The organism is Pseudoflavonifractor capillosus, assembly GCF_016899775.1.
Lineage (GTDB): Bacteria > Bacillota > Clostridia > Oscillospirales > Oscillospiraceae > Lawsonibacter.
Genome location: NZ_JACJJE010000023.1, coordinates 1 through 17,042 on the forward strand (window position 1 = coordinate 1; position 17,042 = coordinate 17,042).

16 protein-coding genes are annotated in these 17,042 nt (G+C 60.2%); 13 read left to right on the plus strand and 3 right to left on the minus strand.

Going from position 1 to position 17,042, the window contains the following annotated elements; genetic code table 11:
* The 6 genes from H6B31_RS08825 to H6B31_RS08850 all read left to right on the plus strand — a co-directional run.
* Nucleotides 1-555: IS30 family transposase (locus H6B31_RS08825; protein ID WP_204898181.1), on the plus strand; the 555-nt coding region annotated here is incomplete at its 5' end.
* A gap of 189 nt (nucleotides 556-744) precedes the next feature.
* The gene (locus tag H6B31_RS08830; RefSeq protein WP_204898182.1) at nucleotides 745-1,737 is read left to right on the plus strand and encodes an ABC transporter permease; all 993 of its coding nucleotides are present in this window, start codon (nucleotides 745-747) and stop codon (nucleotides 1,735-1,737) included.
* Nucleotides 1,734-2,555 carry an ABC transporter permease gene (locus H6B31_RS08835; protein ID WP_204898183.1) on the plus strand — a complete coding sequence of 274 codons (822 nt, stop codon included), beginning with the start codon at nucleotides 1,734-1,736 and terminating at the stop codon, nucleotides 2,553-2,555. The genes H6B31_RS08830 and H6B31_RS08835 overlap by 4 nt, the downstream gene beginning before the upstream one ends.
* Nucleotides 2,556-3,333: 778 nt before the next feature.
* Nucleotides 3,334-4,272 carry an ABC transporter ATP-binding protein gene (locus tag H6B31_RS08840; protein ID WP_204898184.1) on the plus strand — a complete coding sequence of 313 codons (939 nt, stop codon included), beginning with the start codon at nucleotides 3,334-3,336 and terminating at the stop codon, nucleotides 4,270-4,272.
* Nucleotides 4,269-4,904, plus strand: coding sequence for an ABC transporter ATP-binding protein (locus tag H6B31_RS08845; RefSeq protein WP_204898185.1), 636 nt, complete (start codon nucleotides 4,269-4,271; stop codon nucleotides 4,902-4,904). Before H6B31_RS08840 ends, H6B31_RS08845 begins: the two co-directional genes overlap by 4 nt.
* Before the next feature lie 86 nt (nucleotides 4,905-4,990).
* Entirely contained in the window at nucleotides 4,991-5,608 is a 618-nt protein-coding gene (locus H6B31_RS08850; RefSeq protein ID WP_204898186.1) for a flavodoxin family protein, read from the plus strand.
* A gap of 217 nt (nucleotides 5,609-5,825) precedes the next feature.
* On the opposite strand, the gene H6B31_RS08855 is transcribed toward H6B31_RS08850, so the two are convergent.
* The gene (locus H6B31_RS08855; protein ID WP_087291524.1) at nucleotides 5,826-6,005 is read right to left on the minus strand and encodes a hypothetical protein; all 180 of its coding nucleotides are present in this window, start codon (nucleotides 6,003-6,005) and stop codon (nucleotides 5,826-5,828) included.
* A 965-nt stretch (nucleotides 6,006-6,970) separates the two neighbouring features.
* On the opposite strand from H6B31_RS08855, the gene H6B31_RS08860 reads away from it, so the two are divergent.
* From H6B31_RS08860 to H6B31_RS08890, 7 genes are all read left to right on the plus strand, one after another.
* Nucleotides 6,971-7,252 carry a hypothetical protein gene (locus tag H6B31_RS08860; protein WP_204898187.1) on the plus strand — a complete coding sequence of 94 codons (282 nt, stop codon included), beginning with the start codon at nucleotides 6,971-6,973 and terminating at the stop codon, nucleotides 7,250-7,252.
* 61 nt (nucleotides 7,253-7,313) lie between these two features.
* The gene (gene thiI, locus H6B31_RS08865; RefSeq protein WP_204898188.1) at nucleotides 7,314-8,486 is read left to right on the plus strand and encodes a tRNA uracil 4-sulfurtransferase ThiI; all 1,173 of its coding nucleotides are present in this window, start codon (nucleotides 7,314-7,316) and stop codon (nucleotides 8,484-8,486) included.
* Nucleotides 8,487-8,837: 351 nt separating this feature from the next.
* On the plus strand, nucleotides 8,838-11,933 hold the full coding sequence (locus H6B31_RS08870) for a hypothetical protein (RefSeq protein WP_243418948.1): 3,096 nt from the start codon (nucleotides 8,838-8,840) through the stop codon (nucleotides 11,931-11,933).
* A 98-nt stretch (nucleotides 11,934-12,031) separates the two neighbouring features.
* The gene (locus H6B31_RS08875) at nucleotides 12,032-12,598 is read left to right on the plus strand and encodes a hypothetical protein (protein ID WP_243418949.1); all 567 of its coding nucleotides are present in this window, start codon (nucleotides 12,032-12,034) and stop codon (nucleotides 12,596-12,598) included.
* A gap of 38 nt (nucleotides 12,599-12,636) precedes the next feature.
* Entirely contained in the window at nucleotides 12,637-13,908 is a 1,272-nt protein-coding gene (locus tag H6B31_RS08880) for a competence/damage-inducible protein A (protein WP_204898189.1), read from the plus strand.
* A gap of 29 nt (nucleotides 13,909-13,937) precedes the next feature.
* Nucleotides 13,938-14,456: a hypothetical protein gene (locus H6B31_RS08885; protein ID WP_204898190.1), complete on the plus strand. Its 519-nt coding sequence runs from the start codon at nucleotides 13,938-13,940 to the stop codon at nucleotides 14,454-14,456.
* Between the two features lie 150 nt (nucleotides 14,457-14,606).
* On the plus strand, nucleotides 14,607-15,359 hold the full coding sequence (locus H6B31_RS08890) for a hypothetical protein (RefSeq protein WP_204898191.1): 753 nt from the start codon (nucleotides 14,607-14,609) through the stop codon (nucleotides 15,357-15,359).
* Nucleotides 15,360-15,411: 52 nt separating this feature from the next.
* On the opposite strand, the gene H6B31_RS08895 is transcribed toward H6B31_RS08890, so the two are convergent.
* Both H6B31_RS08895 and rbr read right to left on the minus strand, forming a co-directional pair.
* Nucleotides 15,412-16,014 carry an immunoglobulin-like domain-containing protein gene (locus H6B31_RS08895; protein ID WP_204898192.1) on the minus strand — a complete coding sequence of 201 codons (603 nt, stop codon included), beginning with the start codon at nucleotides 16,012-16,014 and terminating at the stop codon, nucleotides 15,412-15,414.
* Between the two features lie 111 nt (nucleotides 16,015-16,125).
* A complete protein-coding gene (gene rbr / locus H6B31_RS08900; RefSeq protein WP_204898193.1) occupies nucleotides 16,126-16,662 on the minus strand; it encodes a rubrerythrin in 537 nt (178 codons plus the stop codon).
* Nucleotides 16,663-17,042: the final 380 nt, after the last annotated feature.

The following is a 17,042-nucleotide window of genomic DNA, read 5'->3' on the forward strand; positions in this document are numbered from 1 at the left end:
CGTGGGGTAAAGAAGCTGAGAAAAACCGCAGCCTTTGTGCATCAAACCATTGAACAGCGGCCCAAAGCGGCAGATAGGCGGAGCCAATTCGGACATTTTGAAGGTGATCTTGTATATAGCAGCTTCCACAAGCTTTATGTGGTCACACTTGTAGATCGACGGTCTCGATACCTGCTGACTGGTATTTGCCAGAGCAGGAAACCAGAAGAAGTCGCACGGGTCATAGCCTCCATGCTGGATACTTTACCCAAGGGAAAGCTTCGCTCCATTACCCTGGATCGGGGATTGGAGTTTGCCCATCATGCCAACATTACAAAAATAATTCCAAACGCAGTCTTCTATTTTGCGCATCCTCATGCCCCCTGGGAACGAGGTACAAACGAAAATACCAATGGTTTGCTGCGACAATACATTCCAAAGGACACCTATAAGGTTCCTTTTTCTCCATCCCTTCTGGCTTTATTTACTGATAAGCTAAATCGTCGCCCGCGCAAATGCCTAGGCTGGAAATCTCCTCTTGAACTCTTTTTTCACAAACCGTTGCACTTCACTTGACAATCCGCCCGCTGAGAAAGTTACTCGCCGCCGGGGCGGCGAAACTCCCCCTGCGACAAAGGCAAAAGCTCTATCATCGCCCCCTCATCCGTCTGGCCTTCGGCCAGCCACCTTCCCCCCGGGGGGAAGGCTCGAGAAGGGCAGGCGGTGAAATTCCCCTGCAAACCTTTCCAAGAAAGGAGCCTCCCAATGAAACACCGCCTGCAATTTGCGGGAAAAAAGTTGATCCGCATGCTGCTCCTCCTGCTGGGGGTAAGCCTGGCGGCCTTTCTGCTCATGTCCGCCTCCCCTCTGGACCCACTCCAGACCAACGTGGGCCAGGCCGCCCTGGGCACCATGTCCCAGGAGCAGATCGCCCAGCTGGAGGACTACTGGGGGGTGAACACCCCCCTGCCGGAGCGCTATCTGGGCTGGCTGGCTGACGCCCTCCACGGAGACCTGGGCACCTCCCTGCTCTACCGCCAGCCGGTGCTGGCCATCATCGGGGAGCGGCTGGGGAACTCCCTGGGACTGCTCCTGTTCGCCTGGGTTCTGTCCGGGATCTTAGGGCTCACCTTGGGGGTGCTGGCCGGTGCCTTTCGGGGCCGCTGGCCCGATCGGCTCATCCGGGGCTGGTGTCTGCTCATCTCCAGCACTCCAGCCTTCTGGCTGGCCATCCTTCTTCTGTTGGTATTCTCCGTGTGGCTGGGGTGGTTCCCCACCGGTCTGTCCGTCCCCATCGGAGTGGATGCGGACAGCGTCACCTTCTTGGAGCGTCTCCACCACGCCGTCCTCCCCGCCCTCACCCTCAGCATCACCGGGGTGTCCTCCATCGCCCTCCACACCCGGGAGAAGATGGTGGACGTGATGGAGTCGGACTACGTGCTGTTCGCCCGGGCCCGGGGGGAATCCCTCCGGAGCATCGTCCTGCGCCACGGCCTGCGGAACGTGGCCCTTCCCGCCATCACCTTGCAGTTTGCCTCGGTGAGTGAGATCATCGGCGGCTCGGTGCTGGTGGAGCAGGTGTTCTCCTACCCCGGACTGGGCCAGGCGGCAGTGACCGCCGGGCTGGGCAGTGACCTGCCCCTGCTCCTGGGCATCACCGTCATCACCGCCGCCATCGTCTTCGGAGGGAATTTGATTGCCGACCTCCTCTACGGCGCGGTGGACCCCAAGATCCGAAGGGGGGCGGCCAAATCATGAGACCGCTCAACCGGCGACAGAGGACCCTTCTGCTCCTGTTTCTCACTCTGGCGGTGCTCCTGGCGGTCACGCTGGCCGGCGCTCTGCTCACCCAGCGGGCCATGGAGACCGATTTCTCCCGCATGAACTTCTCCCCCAGCCTCTCCTTTCTGTTCGGCACCGACTGGATGGGGCGGGACATGCTCGCCCGCACCCTGGCCGGGCTGTCCCTGTCCATCCGCATCGGCGTGCTTACCGCCCTGGTGAGCGCCGTCATCGCCCTGCTCTGCGGGGTGGCCGCCGCCCTGAGCCGGAGGGCGGACGCGGTCCTCTCCTGGTGCATCGACCTGTTTCTGGGCATCCCCCACATTCTGCTGGTCATGCTCATCTCCCTGGCCTTCGGCCGGGGTTTTCTCGGGGTGGTGGCCGGGGTGTCCCTGAGCCACTGGCCCTCCCTGGCCCGGGTCATCCGCGGCGAAGTTCTCTCCCTCCGCCACGCCCCCTATCTGCTCTCGGCGGAAAAGCTGGGGGTCCCCCGGGGGCAGATCGTCCGGCGGCACCTCCTTCCCCACCTGCTGCCCCAGTTCCTCACCGGGCTCATCCTCCAGTTTCCCCACGCCATCCTCCACGAGGCCAGCGTCACCTTCCTGGGCTTCGGCCTGTCCTCGGAACAGCCCGCCATCGGGGTCATCCTCTCGGAGAGCATGCAGTACCTCACCACCGGAAGGTGGTGGCTGGCCCTGTTCCCCGGGCTGGCCCTGGTGGGAGTGGTCCTCCTCTTTGCCGCTCTTGGGGAGCAGGTGCGGCGGGTGCTGGACCCGTCCAGTGTGCATCAGTAAGGCAAGAGGACTTTTTAGGGGGTGTTTCGCCGCTGCGGCGGCGAGTGACTTTCTGGACACCCAGAAAGTCACCAAAGAACCGCCAAGGGATGAGCTCAGGATGAGCGCTTCGCGCTCATATTCGCTCACCCCCTGCACCCCCATTTTACGGGGGCCGCCAATTAGGAAGCTGCTCCATCATCGCAAAGGCGCGGGTGGACAGGGGATTGGCTACCGTTCTATGACCGCTGCCGCTGAGTTTCCGGTAACCTTTGGGTGGTCCTCCTCTTGGCGGGAAGCGCGCCTTTTAGGTAGGTGGGGCTCAAGTGCGGCTCAGATGGACGGCGGGCGACCACAAAGGCCGCCCCTACGGCTTTATAGGCGCCTTGCCTGAAATCTGGCGGGCGGGTGAGGACACCCGCCCCTACAGCAGATCTGGAAGCGGGCCCTTCTTTTTCGTAGGGGCCGGACACTGGCCGGCACGCCGATAATAGACCAACTATCACCTGCTCGGCAAAGCCAGGCGCGGAAGTGGAACCGCACCAGCGGCAATTTTTGGAAAGCCAGGGCCCAGTGGCCCGGCGTGATTTTAGGCCGCCACTCAAATTTTGTGCACCGGAAATATTGCAAAACCTAATAAGTACGCGTCCCCCGTAATGGGGTCCAGGGAAAGGCGACTATGAGCACAAAGTGCTCGTCGGAGCCGTCCCCGGTGGCGTTTTGGTCACTTTGCCGCCATGGGCAAAGTAACTCGCCACCCGCAGGTGGCGAAATCTCCCACGAAAAGAGCTGAACCTCCATGGAACCAATTTTACAGGTATCCCATCTATCTCTCTCCTTCTCTCAATACAGCCGGGGCACCCAAAAGCAAAACCTCCCCGTCATCCACGACCTGTCCTTCTCCATCCAATCCGGCCAGGTGGTGGCGGTGGTGGGCTCCAGCGGCTCGGGCAAGAGTTTACTTGCCCACGGGATTTTGGGTATCCTCCCCTACAACAGTGCCATGGAGGGGACCATTCTCTACCGTGGGGAACCTCTCACCCAAAAACGGGCGGAGGCCCTCCGGGGCCGGGAGATCGTCCTGGTCCCCCAGGGGGTCACCTACCTGGACCCCCTGATGACGGTGGGCCCCCAGGTGCGCCGTGGGCGGCGGGACGCCGCCGCCCGGGATGAGAGCCGGAGCGTCCTGGCCCGGTACGGCCTGGGGGCGGAGACGGAGGAGCTCTACCCCTTCGAGCTCTCCGGCGGCATGGCCCGGCGGGTGCTCATCGCCACCGCCGCAGTGGAACACCCCAAGCTGCTCATCGCCGACGAGCCCACCCCCGGCCTGGACGCCCGGGCCGCCGGGCGCATTCTGGGCCACTTCCGGGAACTGGCGGAGGAGGGGACCGGGGTGCTCCTCATCACCCACGACCTGGAGCTGGCCCTCACCATCGCCCACCGGGTGCTGGTCCTCTACGCCGGGGAGACCATCGAGGAGGCGGACGCCGCCGACTTTTCAGCCGGAAAACTCCGCCACCCCTACACCCGGGCCCTGTGGGGCGCCCTGCCCCAGAACGGCTTTCGCCCCATCTCCGGCACCCAGCCCTACCCCGGGGAGGTTTTAGACGGCTGCCAGTTCGCCCCCCGGTGTCCCCGCTGTCAGGAGCGGTGCCGGTCCGGCGGCCCCGTCCCCTATGTGCCTCAGGCGGGCGGCATGGTCCGCTGCTATACCCCGGAAGGAGGAGATACCCCATGAGCCTGGAAGCCCGCGGCCTTACCTTCCGCTACCCCCGTCGGGGGCAGGGACCCGTTTTGGAACACGTGAATCTCACCCTGGAGCCCGGGGAGCGGGTGGGCCTCACCGCCCCCAGCGGCCGGGGCAAGACCACCCTGTGCAAGCTCCTGGCGGGGTACGAGCGCTCCACAGCGGGGGAGGTCCTTTTGGATGGCCGCCCCCTATCCCAGTACCGGGGGGCCTGCCCGGTCCAGATGATCTGGCAGCACCCGGAGACGGTGCTGGACCCCCTCCTCCCCCTGGAGGTGTCCCTGAAGGAGGCGGGTCCGGTGGAGGAGCGCCTGCTGGAGGAGCTGCACATCCAGCCCCAGTGGCTGCGCCGCTACCCCCAGGAGCTGTCCGGCGGGGAGCTCCAGCGGTTCTGCATCGCCCGGGCCCTGGGCAGGGCCACAAGATACCTGCTGTGCGACGAGATCACCGCCATGCTGGACCCCATCACCCAGGCCCAGATCTGGGAGTTACTCCTGCGGGAGGCGGAGCGGCGGAATCTGGGACTGCTCATTGTCAGCCACAGCGCTCCCCTCCTGGAGCGGGTGTGCACCCGGGTGGAGGTTCTCTCTTCTCCTTTGGAAAAAACGACGCCCCTCTCTTGACTTGGAGTGCACTCCAGGGTATATGATGGTACTGCTGACAGAGGGGTACGCTTCTCTCGTTTCTATTTTCAGGAGGTTTTGTCACAATGAATGTCTTAATGATCAACGGCAGCCCCAAGCCCAACGGCAACACCGCCATCGCCCTCCGCGAGATGGAGCAGATTTTTGTCCAGGAGGGCATCCAGGTGGAGACCGTCCACGTGGGCAACAAGGACATCCGGGGCTGTATCGGCTGCAACAAATGTATGGAGGCTGGCAAATGCGTTTTTGACGACCTGGTAAACGAGACCGCCCCCAAGCTCGAGGCCTGCGACGGCCTGGTAGTGGGCACCCCGGTGTACTACGCCTCGGCCAACGCCACCCTGGTGGCTTTTCTGACCCGGCTCTTTTACAGCACCCACTTCGACAAGACCATGAAGGTGGGAGCCGCCGTGGCCGCCGCCCGCCGGGGCGGGCTCACCGCTACCTACGACGAGCTGAACAAGTTTTTCGGCATCTCCGGCATGCCCATCGCCTCCGGCCAGTACTGGAACGGCATCCACGGCCGGGAGCCCGGCGAGGCCTCTCAGGACGCGGAGGGCCTCCAGGGCATGCGCACCCTGGCCCGGAACATGGTCTTCCTGATGAAGAGCATCCAGCTGGGCAAAGAGGCCTACGGCATCCCGGAGCGGGAGCCCTTCCAGCGCACCAACTTCATCCGGTAAAAATGCCGTTACTTTCCCGCCGCCACGCGGCGGAAAAGTCCTCGCTACGCTCGCTGAACGCCTTGCCCTGCAAGGCATTCAGGGCATTCGATCCCACTCGAGGCGGGCTGCCGCCCCCTCGAGCTCCCCCGCCAACACTCGGGCGGATTCGTCTGAACAGAGGTTTTTCGACAAGCTGTGGGCCCCAGCCGCAGGCTGGGGCCCTTTTGCGCATCTTTTACATGATGTGCTCCTCCGCGCAGTTGTCCACCACCCGGACGCCCATCTCACCTGGTTCCCCCACATGGAATTCCGCGATGCTGTCCGGGTCAAACTTGGGACACAGGCGCAACTGGGGATTCAGGCGCAGGTTCTCCCCCATTTGTTGGGATGACCGTTTGGTTTTGCGTTTGCTCATGTTCCTCACCCCCAGAGTAGTATGCCCGGCAGAGAGATGATTTTTGTCGTTTGGGCTTGAATTGGTTAATTTTTATAGGGGGATTTCGCCGCCCCTCGTCTTTCGCTGCCGCTGGACCGGGCTGCAATCGAGAGCCGGGTACTCCCCCGTTTGAAAGCGCCTTTGTTTGCGGCAAAGCTCAAGTTGTGCAGAGAAAAACGGCGGGCGGCCACATGGGGCCGCCCCTACGGCAACTCTATAAGCCATCCCTTCTTTCGTAGGGGCCGGACACTGGCCAGCCCGTCGAGAGGGTTCTGCCATTCCGAAGCCCACCCTCATCCGCCTCGCATGCGCTCGGCACCTTCCCCCTTGCAGGGGGAAGGCTTGCGGGCGGCCAAAGGTCGCCCCTTCGAAATACGGGAAACTCTCCGGCCGTTCCGTAGGGGCCGACGACCTCGGCGGCCCGCGGGCGCACACTGTGCGCCCCTACAGCGGGAAACGAGGTGGGAGCGTTGGTTCGGCAAACCTAGGCGCGGAAGTGAAACCGCACCAGCCGCAATTTTAGAACAGCCAGGGCCCAGTGGCCCGGCGGGAATTTAGACACCCATTCAGATTTTCACGCGCCGGAAATTTTGCTCATCCTGACAGGTACGCGTCCCCCGTAAACGGGGTCTGGGGAAAGCGGTCCTATGGGCACGAAGTGCCCGTCGGCCGCGTCCCCAGCGGCGTTTTGGTTACTTTGCCGCCGAGGGCAAAGTAACTCGCCGCCCGCAGGCGGCGAAATCCCCCTGCGTACAACGAACCAATCCAAAATCTGTCCCCCTCATCCGTCTGGCCTGACGGCCAGCCACCTTCCCCTAAAGGGGAAGGCTTTAAAAGGGCAAAACTTCTCCAAAAAATTCCCCATGGACTGAAATGGGTCCTCTCCTAATCTATCTTTTCCTTTATACTATTCTCATCCACACCGAAGAAAGGATGAATAAGACATGCAGGAAAATACAATTTGGGAAACCCTATGGGACCAATTATACGAGGAAGCTAAGCGACAGGACCAAAATACTGCGGAACATTACTACTTTCAACAGTGGAGCCACAACACAACCGGCATGCTGATGGACGCACTTTCTCTGGATCAGCAGGATCTTCTACAGGAAATCGCCGCAGATTTTCAACGCCACACGGAACGCAAACTGAAATTTTTTTATTGCCAGGGACTATATGATGGGACCCGCCTGCTAAACCTTTTGCAGAATCCACCCAGCAACTAGACATTTCCCGCCTGATTCGCTATAATGTGAGGAACATAGAACAAAAAAGTGAGGAATCCCAATGAACGAAATCATTCTGCTCAAGTTGGGCGAATTAGTGTTAAAGGGCCTGAACCGCCGCAGCTTTGAGGATAAGCTCCAGGCCAATATCCACCGCCGCCTCCACCCCTACGGCCAGTTCCGGGTGTACACCCGCCAGTCGGCCACCTATGTGGAGCCCAAGGACGACCGCTGCGACGTGCTGGGGGCCTACGAGGCCCTGAAAAAGGTGTTCGGCATCGCGGGCCTGTCCCTGGCCCGGCCCTGTGAGAAGGACAAGGACGCCATTCTGGCCACCGCCAAAGAATTCCTGGATACTGAGCTGCGCTCCGCCAAATCCTTCAAGGTGGAGACCAAGCGGGCAGATAAAACCTTCCCCATGACCTCCATCCAGCTCAGCCAGTACGTGGGGGGCGAGCTCCACGAGGCCTATGACAACCTGGAGGTGGACGTGCACCACCCGGAGCTCACCGTGTATATCGAGGTGCGGGACTACGCCGCCTACGTCCACGCCCAGGCCCAGCCCGGGGCGGGCGGCCTGCCCGTGGGTATCAACGGCCGGGCGGTCTCCCTGCTGTCCGGGGGCATCGACTCCCCGGTGGCCTCCTGGATGATCGCCAAGCGGGGGGTGGCACTGGACATGGTCCACTTCTTCTCCTACCCCTACACCTCCCCGGAAGCCAAGGACAAGGTGCTGGAGCTGGCCCGCCTGCTCACCCCCTGGACCGGGCGGCTCACCGTCCACGTGGTCCCCTTCACCGCCATCCAGGAGGAGCTGCGCCGCTCCTGCCCGGAGGAGCTCTTCACCGTCCTCATGCGCCGCTTTATGATGCGCATCGCCCAGGAGGTGGCCAACCGCTGCGGGGCCAAGGCCCTGGTCACCGGCGAGTGTCTGGGCCAGGTGGCCAGCCAGACCATGGAGGCGCTGCGCTGCACCGGCGCGGTGGTGGACCTGCCCGTCCTGCGCCCCTGCATCGGCATGGACAAGGAGGAGATCGTCCAGATCGCCCGGAAAATCGGCACCTTTGAGACCTCCATCCTCCCCTATGAGGACTGCTGCACCGTCTTCACCCCCCGGCACCCCCGCCTGCGGCCCATGCCCGGCGAGGTAGAGGCCGCCGAGCAGGCCCTGGACATTGACGCCATGGTGAAGGCCGCCGTGGACGGCATCGAGCGGGTGCAGGTCAACCTGTAACCTGCGTGGTCTTGCCGGCAAATATGTATATAAATCCCAAAAACGTTATGTTCGGAGACAGATATGTCATATCTGTTCTCCGAACATTTTCTTTTCCGCCGTTTGCCTGCAAATTTATTCCCTCCTGCATGAAAAAGCAGAAAGCCCGAACGCCGCATCCTGCATTTTTCCAGTTTCTATTTCATTTTTTCACGTTACTTTCACGCATTTTCTGCAAAATATTTTGATTTTTCAAACTTTTTTCTTGACATCTCAAATTCGAATGCTATAATTTAGAGGATTTTTTCCAGGACTTTTGTGTGTTGTTGAGTCCGAAGCCAAAACAAAATTAGGAGAGGATTTGATCGGAAAATGGGTAAACAACGATTCCGCAAGGGCCTTGCGGGCGGCCTGGCGGCCCTGATGCTGCTCCAGGCCATGCCTATGGCGGCCTCCGCCCGGTCCTTCTGGGACATCTTTTCGCCCCAGGAGGAACAGGAGGAGACCGCCCAGGTAGAGATGTATGAGAGCCAGGAGACTCCGGTCCAGCTGCAAGACGGCACAGCGGTTATCCCCAGCGGTGCGACAGAGCGTGAGGTAAAGGATATCCTGTTCGATGCTCTGGTGGTCAACACCGGCGACGATGTAGACCCCCAGAGTTTGGAGTGGGAGTATTACTGCACAGGCAAAAATGGCCTGCTGACCAATGACGCCTGGGGGTCTGTGAATGGTTTTACCAGTGAAAAAAATGTTGTGTTTGTCCCAACAACCTTCACGCACCCCGCCTTGGCGGCCAACAGCGACGGAAAATATCAGGTCCGGATTGCGGGTACAGGCACGGCAGTTACGCTGACCAAGGTCGCAAAGCAAGAAAGCGAAATCACCCTGAAGGACAACTGCACCGTGGCCCTGCCCTACAGCGAGGATGCCACGGTAAACTATGACAAGCTGCGGTCGGATATTTGGGCCGAAGTGGTAGCAGATACCACGCCGGAGCTGACCGTGGACGATGTGGACATCGAGTATTATGCGACTGCTACGACTGGCTCTTTGGGTGATATCGGTAAAACTTGGGTTTCTCTGGAGGGCGGCAAGATCTCTGGGCTGACCTACCCCGCCATCTCTGAAGGCACTTGGGACATCCGTATCTCCTACGGGGAGAACGATACCTACTACAGTACCAGCGCTGAGGGCACTGTCACCATCGCCGACGAGCGGGATACTGACCTCTGGGAGCAGAACTCCCCGGGTGAAGATGGCACTTATACCGTTGGGATCATCTACAACGAGGACCAGAGCATCAACTATGACGCCATGGAGGAAGCCATTTATAACGCCGTGGTGAGGAGTACCAATCAGGGCCTCGGCTTTGACGATGTGACCATCGAGTATGACGCCGGTACTATTAGCGAAAACTATAAACCGCTGAATAATTCCGACTGGTACAACTTCAAGAAGTTTGACATCGGTACGTGGAAAATCCGCTTCTCCTGGGACGGTACTCAGGATTACCAGGCCGGGGCTTTTACGGTCACCGTCACTGTTGAGGAGCGGCCCGAAGCCAATTATGAGCTGAAGGAAGGTCCTTACAGTGTGACTATCACCGTGGACGAGAACCTGGAGACCGACTTCGACGCTCTGCGCACGGATATTTTCAACGCCGTGGTGGACGACTTCAATGGACTGACGGTAAATGATGTTACCATTACTTATTATGCCACCGCCGTTAGCGGCGCAGTAGGCGAATTGGGACATAATTGGGTTACTTTGGAAGGCGGATGGGTCAATGCTCTAAATTACCCCGCCATCTCCGCCGGAGAACAGCAGATCCGAATCTATTGGCCGGGCAATCAGACCTATGCCCCCACCACCATCGAGGCCAATGTCACCGTCAACGACCGGGAGCAGATTCAGTTCAACCTGAACGAAGGCCCTTACGAGGTGGGCATGAAGTTCACCGCGGACCAGGGCTATGACTATGAAGCCACCGCCCAGGCCATCTATGAAGCCGTGGTGGCGTCCACCACCCCCATTTCGCTTACCGCAGACGATGTGACCGTGGAGTACAATACTACCCTGACCGGGGCAACTGACCAGTTCAAGCCCCTGGACGGCACTGACTGGACCGGCCTGAAAAAGTTCGGCACCGGCACCTGGGAGATCCGCATCTCCTGGCCCGGGAACCAGCAGTACCGGGGCAACTCCGTCATCGTGGACGTGACTACCACCGACAGCCGCTGGGAGAGCTTCGTAGCTCTCAAGAGCGGCGTGTCCTTCACCTATAACATGGACCCCTCCGTCATGGAGCAGGCCATCTTTGACAGCGTCATTGACTGGGACAGCTCCACCCTCCCCGCCAAGGAGACCCTCTCCCTGGACGACTTTACCATCGAGTACAAGGCCAAGCTCACCGACGCCGAGAGCGGCGTGGACCCGGGTCTGGAGGACCTGGAGGGCCTGCTTGGAAACATTCCCGGCCTTGATGATATTCTTAACAGTGATGTTCTGACCCAGTGGGTGCCCATCGAGGGTAAAGTCTATGAGATTCTGGGCCAGGAAATCGGCTCTTTCCCCCAGATGGGCGCGGGTGAAGCCCAGTCCATCCGGGTGAGCTTTAACGGAAACGCCGACTACCGCCCCAGCGACAGCACGGAGGGCACCGTCACCGTGGACAAGGCCACTGTGAAGGTGAGCGTCCACTCGGACAACATCTACGCCGACGAGGCTCTCCCTGAGGGCTTCATCACCACCGACCCCGCCGACGACTTTGACCAGTACGTCATCTACGCCGGCATCACCAGCAACGTGACCACCGCCCTCTACCTGGATCTGCCCGAGCGGTACACCGACAGCACTGTGATTAAACTGCTGGACCCCATTGTAGAGAAGGTCTACGGCAAGAGCTTCACCGACATGCTCAATGACGGCGTCACCGTGGGCGAGCTGCGGGAGCTGCTGAGCACCCAGGAGCTGCTGGACCTGCTGGACAAGCTGAACATCGACACCGGCACCTTCGGCCAGATCCTGGAGGCGGTGAACAAGATGCCCGGCATCCTGGACAGCGTCCGCATCTCCTTCGGCGCCCCCAACCGGGCCGGCCTGTACACCGTGGCCGTCGTCACCGACAACCAGAACTATGAGACCGGCTTCGGCATGGGCTTCCTGCTGGTGAAGATGCGCCTGTCCGGGGTGAACCTCACCTGGAATGAGAACATCCCGAATGGTAAGCTCACCGCCGAGGAGGCCAAGACCTTTGATTTCGGCGCCACCCTGTCCTATGACGGCGTCGCCACCGACAGCCAGGAGAGCGTCAGCTACCTGTACTCCGGCTTCACCAGCAAGTGGCGGGTGTACTCCAGCACCACCACCCCGCCCACGGAGCCGGGCCGCTATGTGATGACCGTGGTCACCCTGGGCGGAAACTACCAGGCGGCCCCCATCACCCGCTCCTTCCAGATTACCAAATAAGATTCCCGCTTGACGGGACCCGCCCCCGGTATTACACTGTACATACCGGGGGCATTTTTTGCGCCCGGGACAATTTTTCCTGAAAAGGAGCATTTTCCATGAACATGGACCGACACACACTCTCTGAATTTATGGACCTGCTCTGCGGCCGTTTTGACAACCGCGAGCAGTTTGAACAGCGCCAGGCGGCGGGAGACACCTCCTTTCCCTTTGCCCGTCACGTGAACACCATCTGCAATCAGAAGATTTCCGGCCTTCCGGCGGACTTTCCCGGCCTCTTCCTGCTGGAGGAGAGCTACTACACCGTCCAGGGACGCACCAACGCCTCCCCCCACCTGTTCTGCTTCACCCAGGAGGCGGAGGGGGTGCTGCTCACCTCCTACGACCTGCCCCGGGAACTGGACCCCAAGACCTTGTCCTATGAGACCATGCCGGAGCTCCCCTTTGACCAGCTCTCCCCCTCCCAGAAGTTCACCCCCGCCCTCTACCGGTTCCAGGACGGCGGCTGGGTGGGCGGCAGTGAGAGCATGTTCTCCCCTGTTATGAAATTCACCCTCTTTGAGCGCTTCTTCCCCGACCGCCTGGAGGTATCCGAGTCCATGGAGCGGGAGGGAAAACGGGTGTTCGGCTACGACGTGCCCCTGATCTATAAACGCACAAACTAAGGGTGCCTCTTCCGCGCCCTATAATGGAGGTCTTTCCTTTGTCTCATAAAGTGGAAATCCTGTCGGTGGGCACCGAGCTGCTGCTGGGCAGCATCGCCAACACCGACGCTCAAATGCTCTCTCAGGGGCTCAGCGCCCTGGGGCTGAATGTGTATTGGCACACAGTGGTGGGGGACAACCCCCAGCGGGCCCGGGAGGCGGTGGCCATCGCCAAGCAGCGGGCGGACATCATCATCACCACCGGCGGCCTGGGGCCCACCTGCGACGACCTGACCAAAAACGTGCTGGTGGAGGCCTTTGGGAAAAAGCTGTACCGGGATGAGGACTCGGTGCGCCGGCTGGAGGAGTTCGCCAAAAACCGGGGCCGCAAGCTCACCGAGAACAACTACCAGCAGGCCATGCTCCCCGAGGGGTGCACCGTTCTGGTGAACGACTGGGGCTCCGCCCCCGGCTGCGCCTTTGAGGCGGAGGGCGTCCACGTCATCATGCTCCCCGGCCCCCCCAGTGAGTGCCGCCCCATGTTCCAGTTCCGGGCGGTCCCCTACCTGCAGCAGTTCTCCGAGGGGGTCATCGCCTCCCACACCCTGAAGCTGTTCGGCATCGGGGAGTCCGCCATGGAGGCCCAGCTGCGGGAGCAGATGAACGCCATGGCCAACCCCACCCTGGCCCCCTACGCCAAGGAGGGGGAGTGCGAGCTGCGTGTCACCGCCAAGGCCGCCACCCAGGAGGAGGCCCAGGCCCTCCTGCTGCCCACGGTGGACAAGCTGAAGGAGCACTTCGGACCCCTGGTGTACGGGGTAGACGTGCCCTCCCTGGAGTTCGTGCTGGAGGGGCTTTTGAAGGAGAAGGGGCTCACCTTGGGCACCGCCGAGAGCTGCACCGGCGGCCTCATGGCCAAGCGGCTCACCGACCTCTCCGGGGCCTCCCAGGTGTTCAAGGGGGGCATCGTCTCCTACACCAATGAGGTGAAGCACCATGTGCTGGGGGTGCCCCAGGAGCTTCTGGACCAGTACGGGGCGGTGTCCGCTCCGGTGGCAGAAGCCATGGCCGAGGGGGCCCGGCGGGTGCTGGGCTGCGACATCGGCCTCTCCTCCACCGGCGTGGCCGGCCCGGACAAGGACGACCGTGGCAACGAGGTGGGCACCATGTTCGTGGGCATCGCCACCCCCGAGGGCACTTACGTCCGGCCCCTCCACATCACCCTGCGCCCGGTGCGGGAGCGGCTGCGCACCATCACCGCCCACCACGCCTTCGACCTGGCCCGGCGGTACCTCACCGGGCTGGACTATGAGGCGGGCATGCCCCAATAACCGCCAATCTCAATCGGGAGGATATCAAGATGGATGCTCTGTTTTCCCAATTCCAGAAGCTCCCCATAGACAAAAGCCTGATCTCTCTCGAGCCCGGCTCCATAGAGGTCTCCTACTTCTGTTATCCGGTCAACGCCGTCCCCATCGGATTTGAGGGGTGCATTTTGTACTGCTTTCTGCCGGAGTATGGCGAAATGGTCTTTGCCGCCAACCCGGAGACCTGTGCGGACAGATGCGTGTACCCGCTGGCCCAAAACTTCTCCGATTTTCTCCGGCTGATTCTGGCCTGCGGCTCCGCCAACCCGGTGGAGCAGATCGCCTGGATGAGCCGGGAACGGTTCGAGGACCACCTGCGTGCCGAGCGTACCATCCAGACCGAGGAGCAGAAGGCCGCCCTGGAGCAGCTCCAGAGCACCTTTAACCTGACACCTATAGAGGACCCCTTCTCCTATGTGAAGACCCTGCAGCAAGCTTTTGACGGCAGTAAAATCCAGTACAGCGACGAGTATTACGACTGCACTGGGCTGGAACGGCCCGGTCAGGCGTAAATGGAACGGCGGGAGCGTTCATTGGAGCGCTCCCGCATTCTTTTACCCGTCTTCAGAAAAAATTAAGAGATTCTTTCTGGTCAGCCTTTCTCGGCTCTGGTATCCTAGTTGCGTCCCACACACCACACCAGAGAAAGGACGGCCGCTTCTGTGAGAAACATTTGGTATCTTCAAAATGACCCTGACCTGTCCGACGAGATCAATTTGGATGACAACAGCCTTCCGAATCCCGGCACCATCGCAGGAGAGGACTTTTGCCGCCTGATGGACCTGTGCTTTGCCCAGGCGGATGTCTTTTCACTCACCAAAGTACATGGACCGTACCGCACCGACGCCAGGCTGGAGCGAGCCCTGCAGAAATTCCAGTTTAAACACCTGTCCGTGGACCACTGGTTCTGCTACGCTCCGTCAGGTTATCTCCATAAAGTCACCCTGTACCACGCCTCCCGGAAGGCGAAGGAGACCCTTCTGCGGTATGCAGACAACCTGTTTCTGAAAACCGGCGACGACCAAAACGGCTGTTCTCTGGAGGACCTGTGTTTCTTTCGGGATCAGGAGCTGTTTTTCGGGACCCTGTCCCATGAGTTCATGTGTTACGCTCACGTTCTCTCACCGGAGTTCGGCGCGCAGCTGAAAACGCTGGGCACCTGGGAGGAGGAGGAAACGCAGAACAGCCTGGCCTCCTTGAATTTGGACGACTTTGCACACCGCAGAGAAGTGGAGATCCGGGGCCTCGTGGAGCTCCCCATGTGGACCACCGCCGGTGAATTTTACGAACAATTTTTTGAGCTGATAGATGCCAACCGCTGGTCTTTCCACGGTGATCTGAGGGAGCTCGTAGACGGCCGCCCCGCTCAGCCGGACGAAATGCGGGACACGGCCGCAGGGAAAGAAAATAACTGACCAGAGAAAACGGCGGGAGCGCTCAAAGGAGCTCTCCCGCCGTCTTTCTTATCTAGGAAATCGTAAACTCCGCATCCATGCTGTAGACATAAAATTCCGTGCTCCCCGTACCGTGGTGAAAAATGGCCCGGTATTTGCCCGGACTCAGATTTCCGCCCATCCACTCCTTCCAGGAAAACTCACACTGATAGGAACCGCCCTGTGAAACTGCCTCCACGCGCGCAGGCTGCGGCTTGGTAGAACAGAGCCGGTGCCACCCGTCCTCCTCCAGCTTCTCAATGTCAATCGGCTGATCCCGAAGGCAGAACGTCAGATGCTCCGCCCCCTGATTCTCAATGGTAACCCAACCTCTGCTTCGGTTCGCCTCCAGGTCAAAGCTCACCCCTGACATCGGGCTTGCCTCGTAAGAGCTGACACTCTCCTCTATCCAGTAGGTGGGCTCACGAAACCAAAGGAGTGCGGCTATACACACCAGGCCCGCCGTAACCGCGATCAGGACTGGAACTGCGCCCTTTCTTCCCATGGTGATATCCCCCATTTCCGCTGTCTCGGTGGAAAAGCTGCTTGTTGATTCATTATAGCATAATTTCCCCGCAGAGCGGTTCACTTTTTTGGTTGGCGCAAGGGGCAGAACAACTTGGGCTTTCTGTTCCACTCCGGCGGTGTCCTCCCTACTCTGCTCCCCTCAAAAAGCAACGGCCCGTCCAACCCATAATATAGATTGGACAGGCCGTTTTCCATGTAACTCAGAAAACAGTGCGGAATCTTAGTAGTTCTCAGCCTTCAGCTGGAAGTAATCGCGGGGATGGGCGCACACGGGGCAGACCTCGGGGGCCTCCTTGCCCACATGGATGTGGCCGCAGTTGCTGCACTGCCAGATCATGTCGCCGTCCCGGGAGAACACCAGGCCGCCCTCCACATTGGCCAGCAGCTTGCGGTAGCGCTCCTCGTGCTCCTTCTCGATCTTGGCCACTTCCTCAAACAGGAAGGCGATGTGGTCGAAGCCCTCCTCCTTGGCCTCCTTGGCCATGGTGGCATACATGTCGGTCCACTCGTAGTTCTCGCCCTGAGCAGCGGCCTCCAGGTTCTCAGCAGTGGTGCCGATGCCGCCCAGCAGCTTGAACCAGATCTCGGCGTGCTCTTTCTCGTTGGCGGCGGTCTCCTCAAAGATCTTGGAGATCTGCACATAGCCGTCCTTCTTGGCCTTGGAGGCGAAGTAGGTGTACTTGTTGCGGGCCTGGGACTCCCCGGCAAAGGCGGTCCACAGGTTCTGTTCGGTCTTGCTGCCCTTCAGTTCCGGCATCGTAAATTCCTCCCTAAATCTATGTATTGTTATTTTCTAACAAGAATTATTCTTATTAGTTGAGTCCACTATACCAGACTTTCCTCCGATTGTCAAGGATCTTTCCCACATTCTTGTCAACTTTTTTCGTGAATTGAAACAGATTTTTTTAATTCTGCACAAATGGGGCCTTTTTTGTCTTTGGGAGCAGAGTGGTTGAGTGCCATTCTGTCCGGCCCCACTGGGGGTCTGAGTGGGTGAAAAATTGGGACTAGCGCAGTTCTATGACTGCGCCTGAGTTTGCCAAATCAAGGCGCCCACCTCGTTCCCCGCTGTAGGGGCGCACAGGGTGCGCCCGCGGGCCGCCGAGGTCGTCGGCCCCTACGGAAAGACCGGAGAGT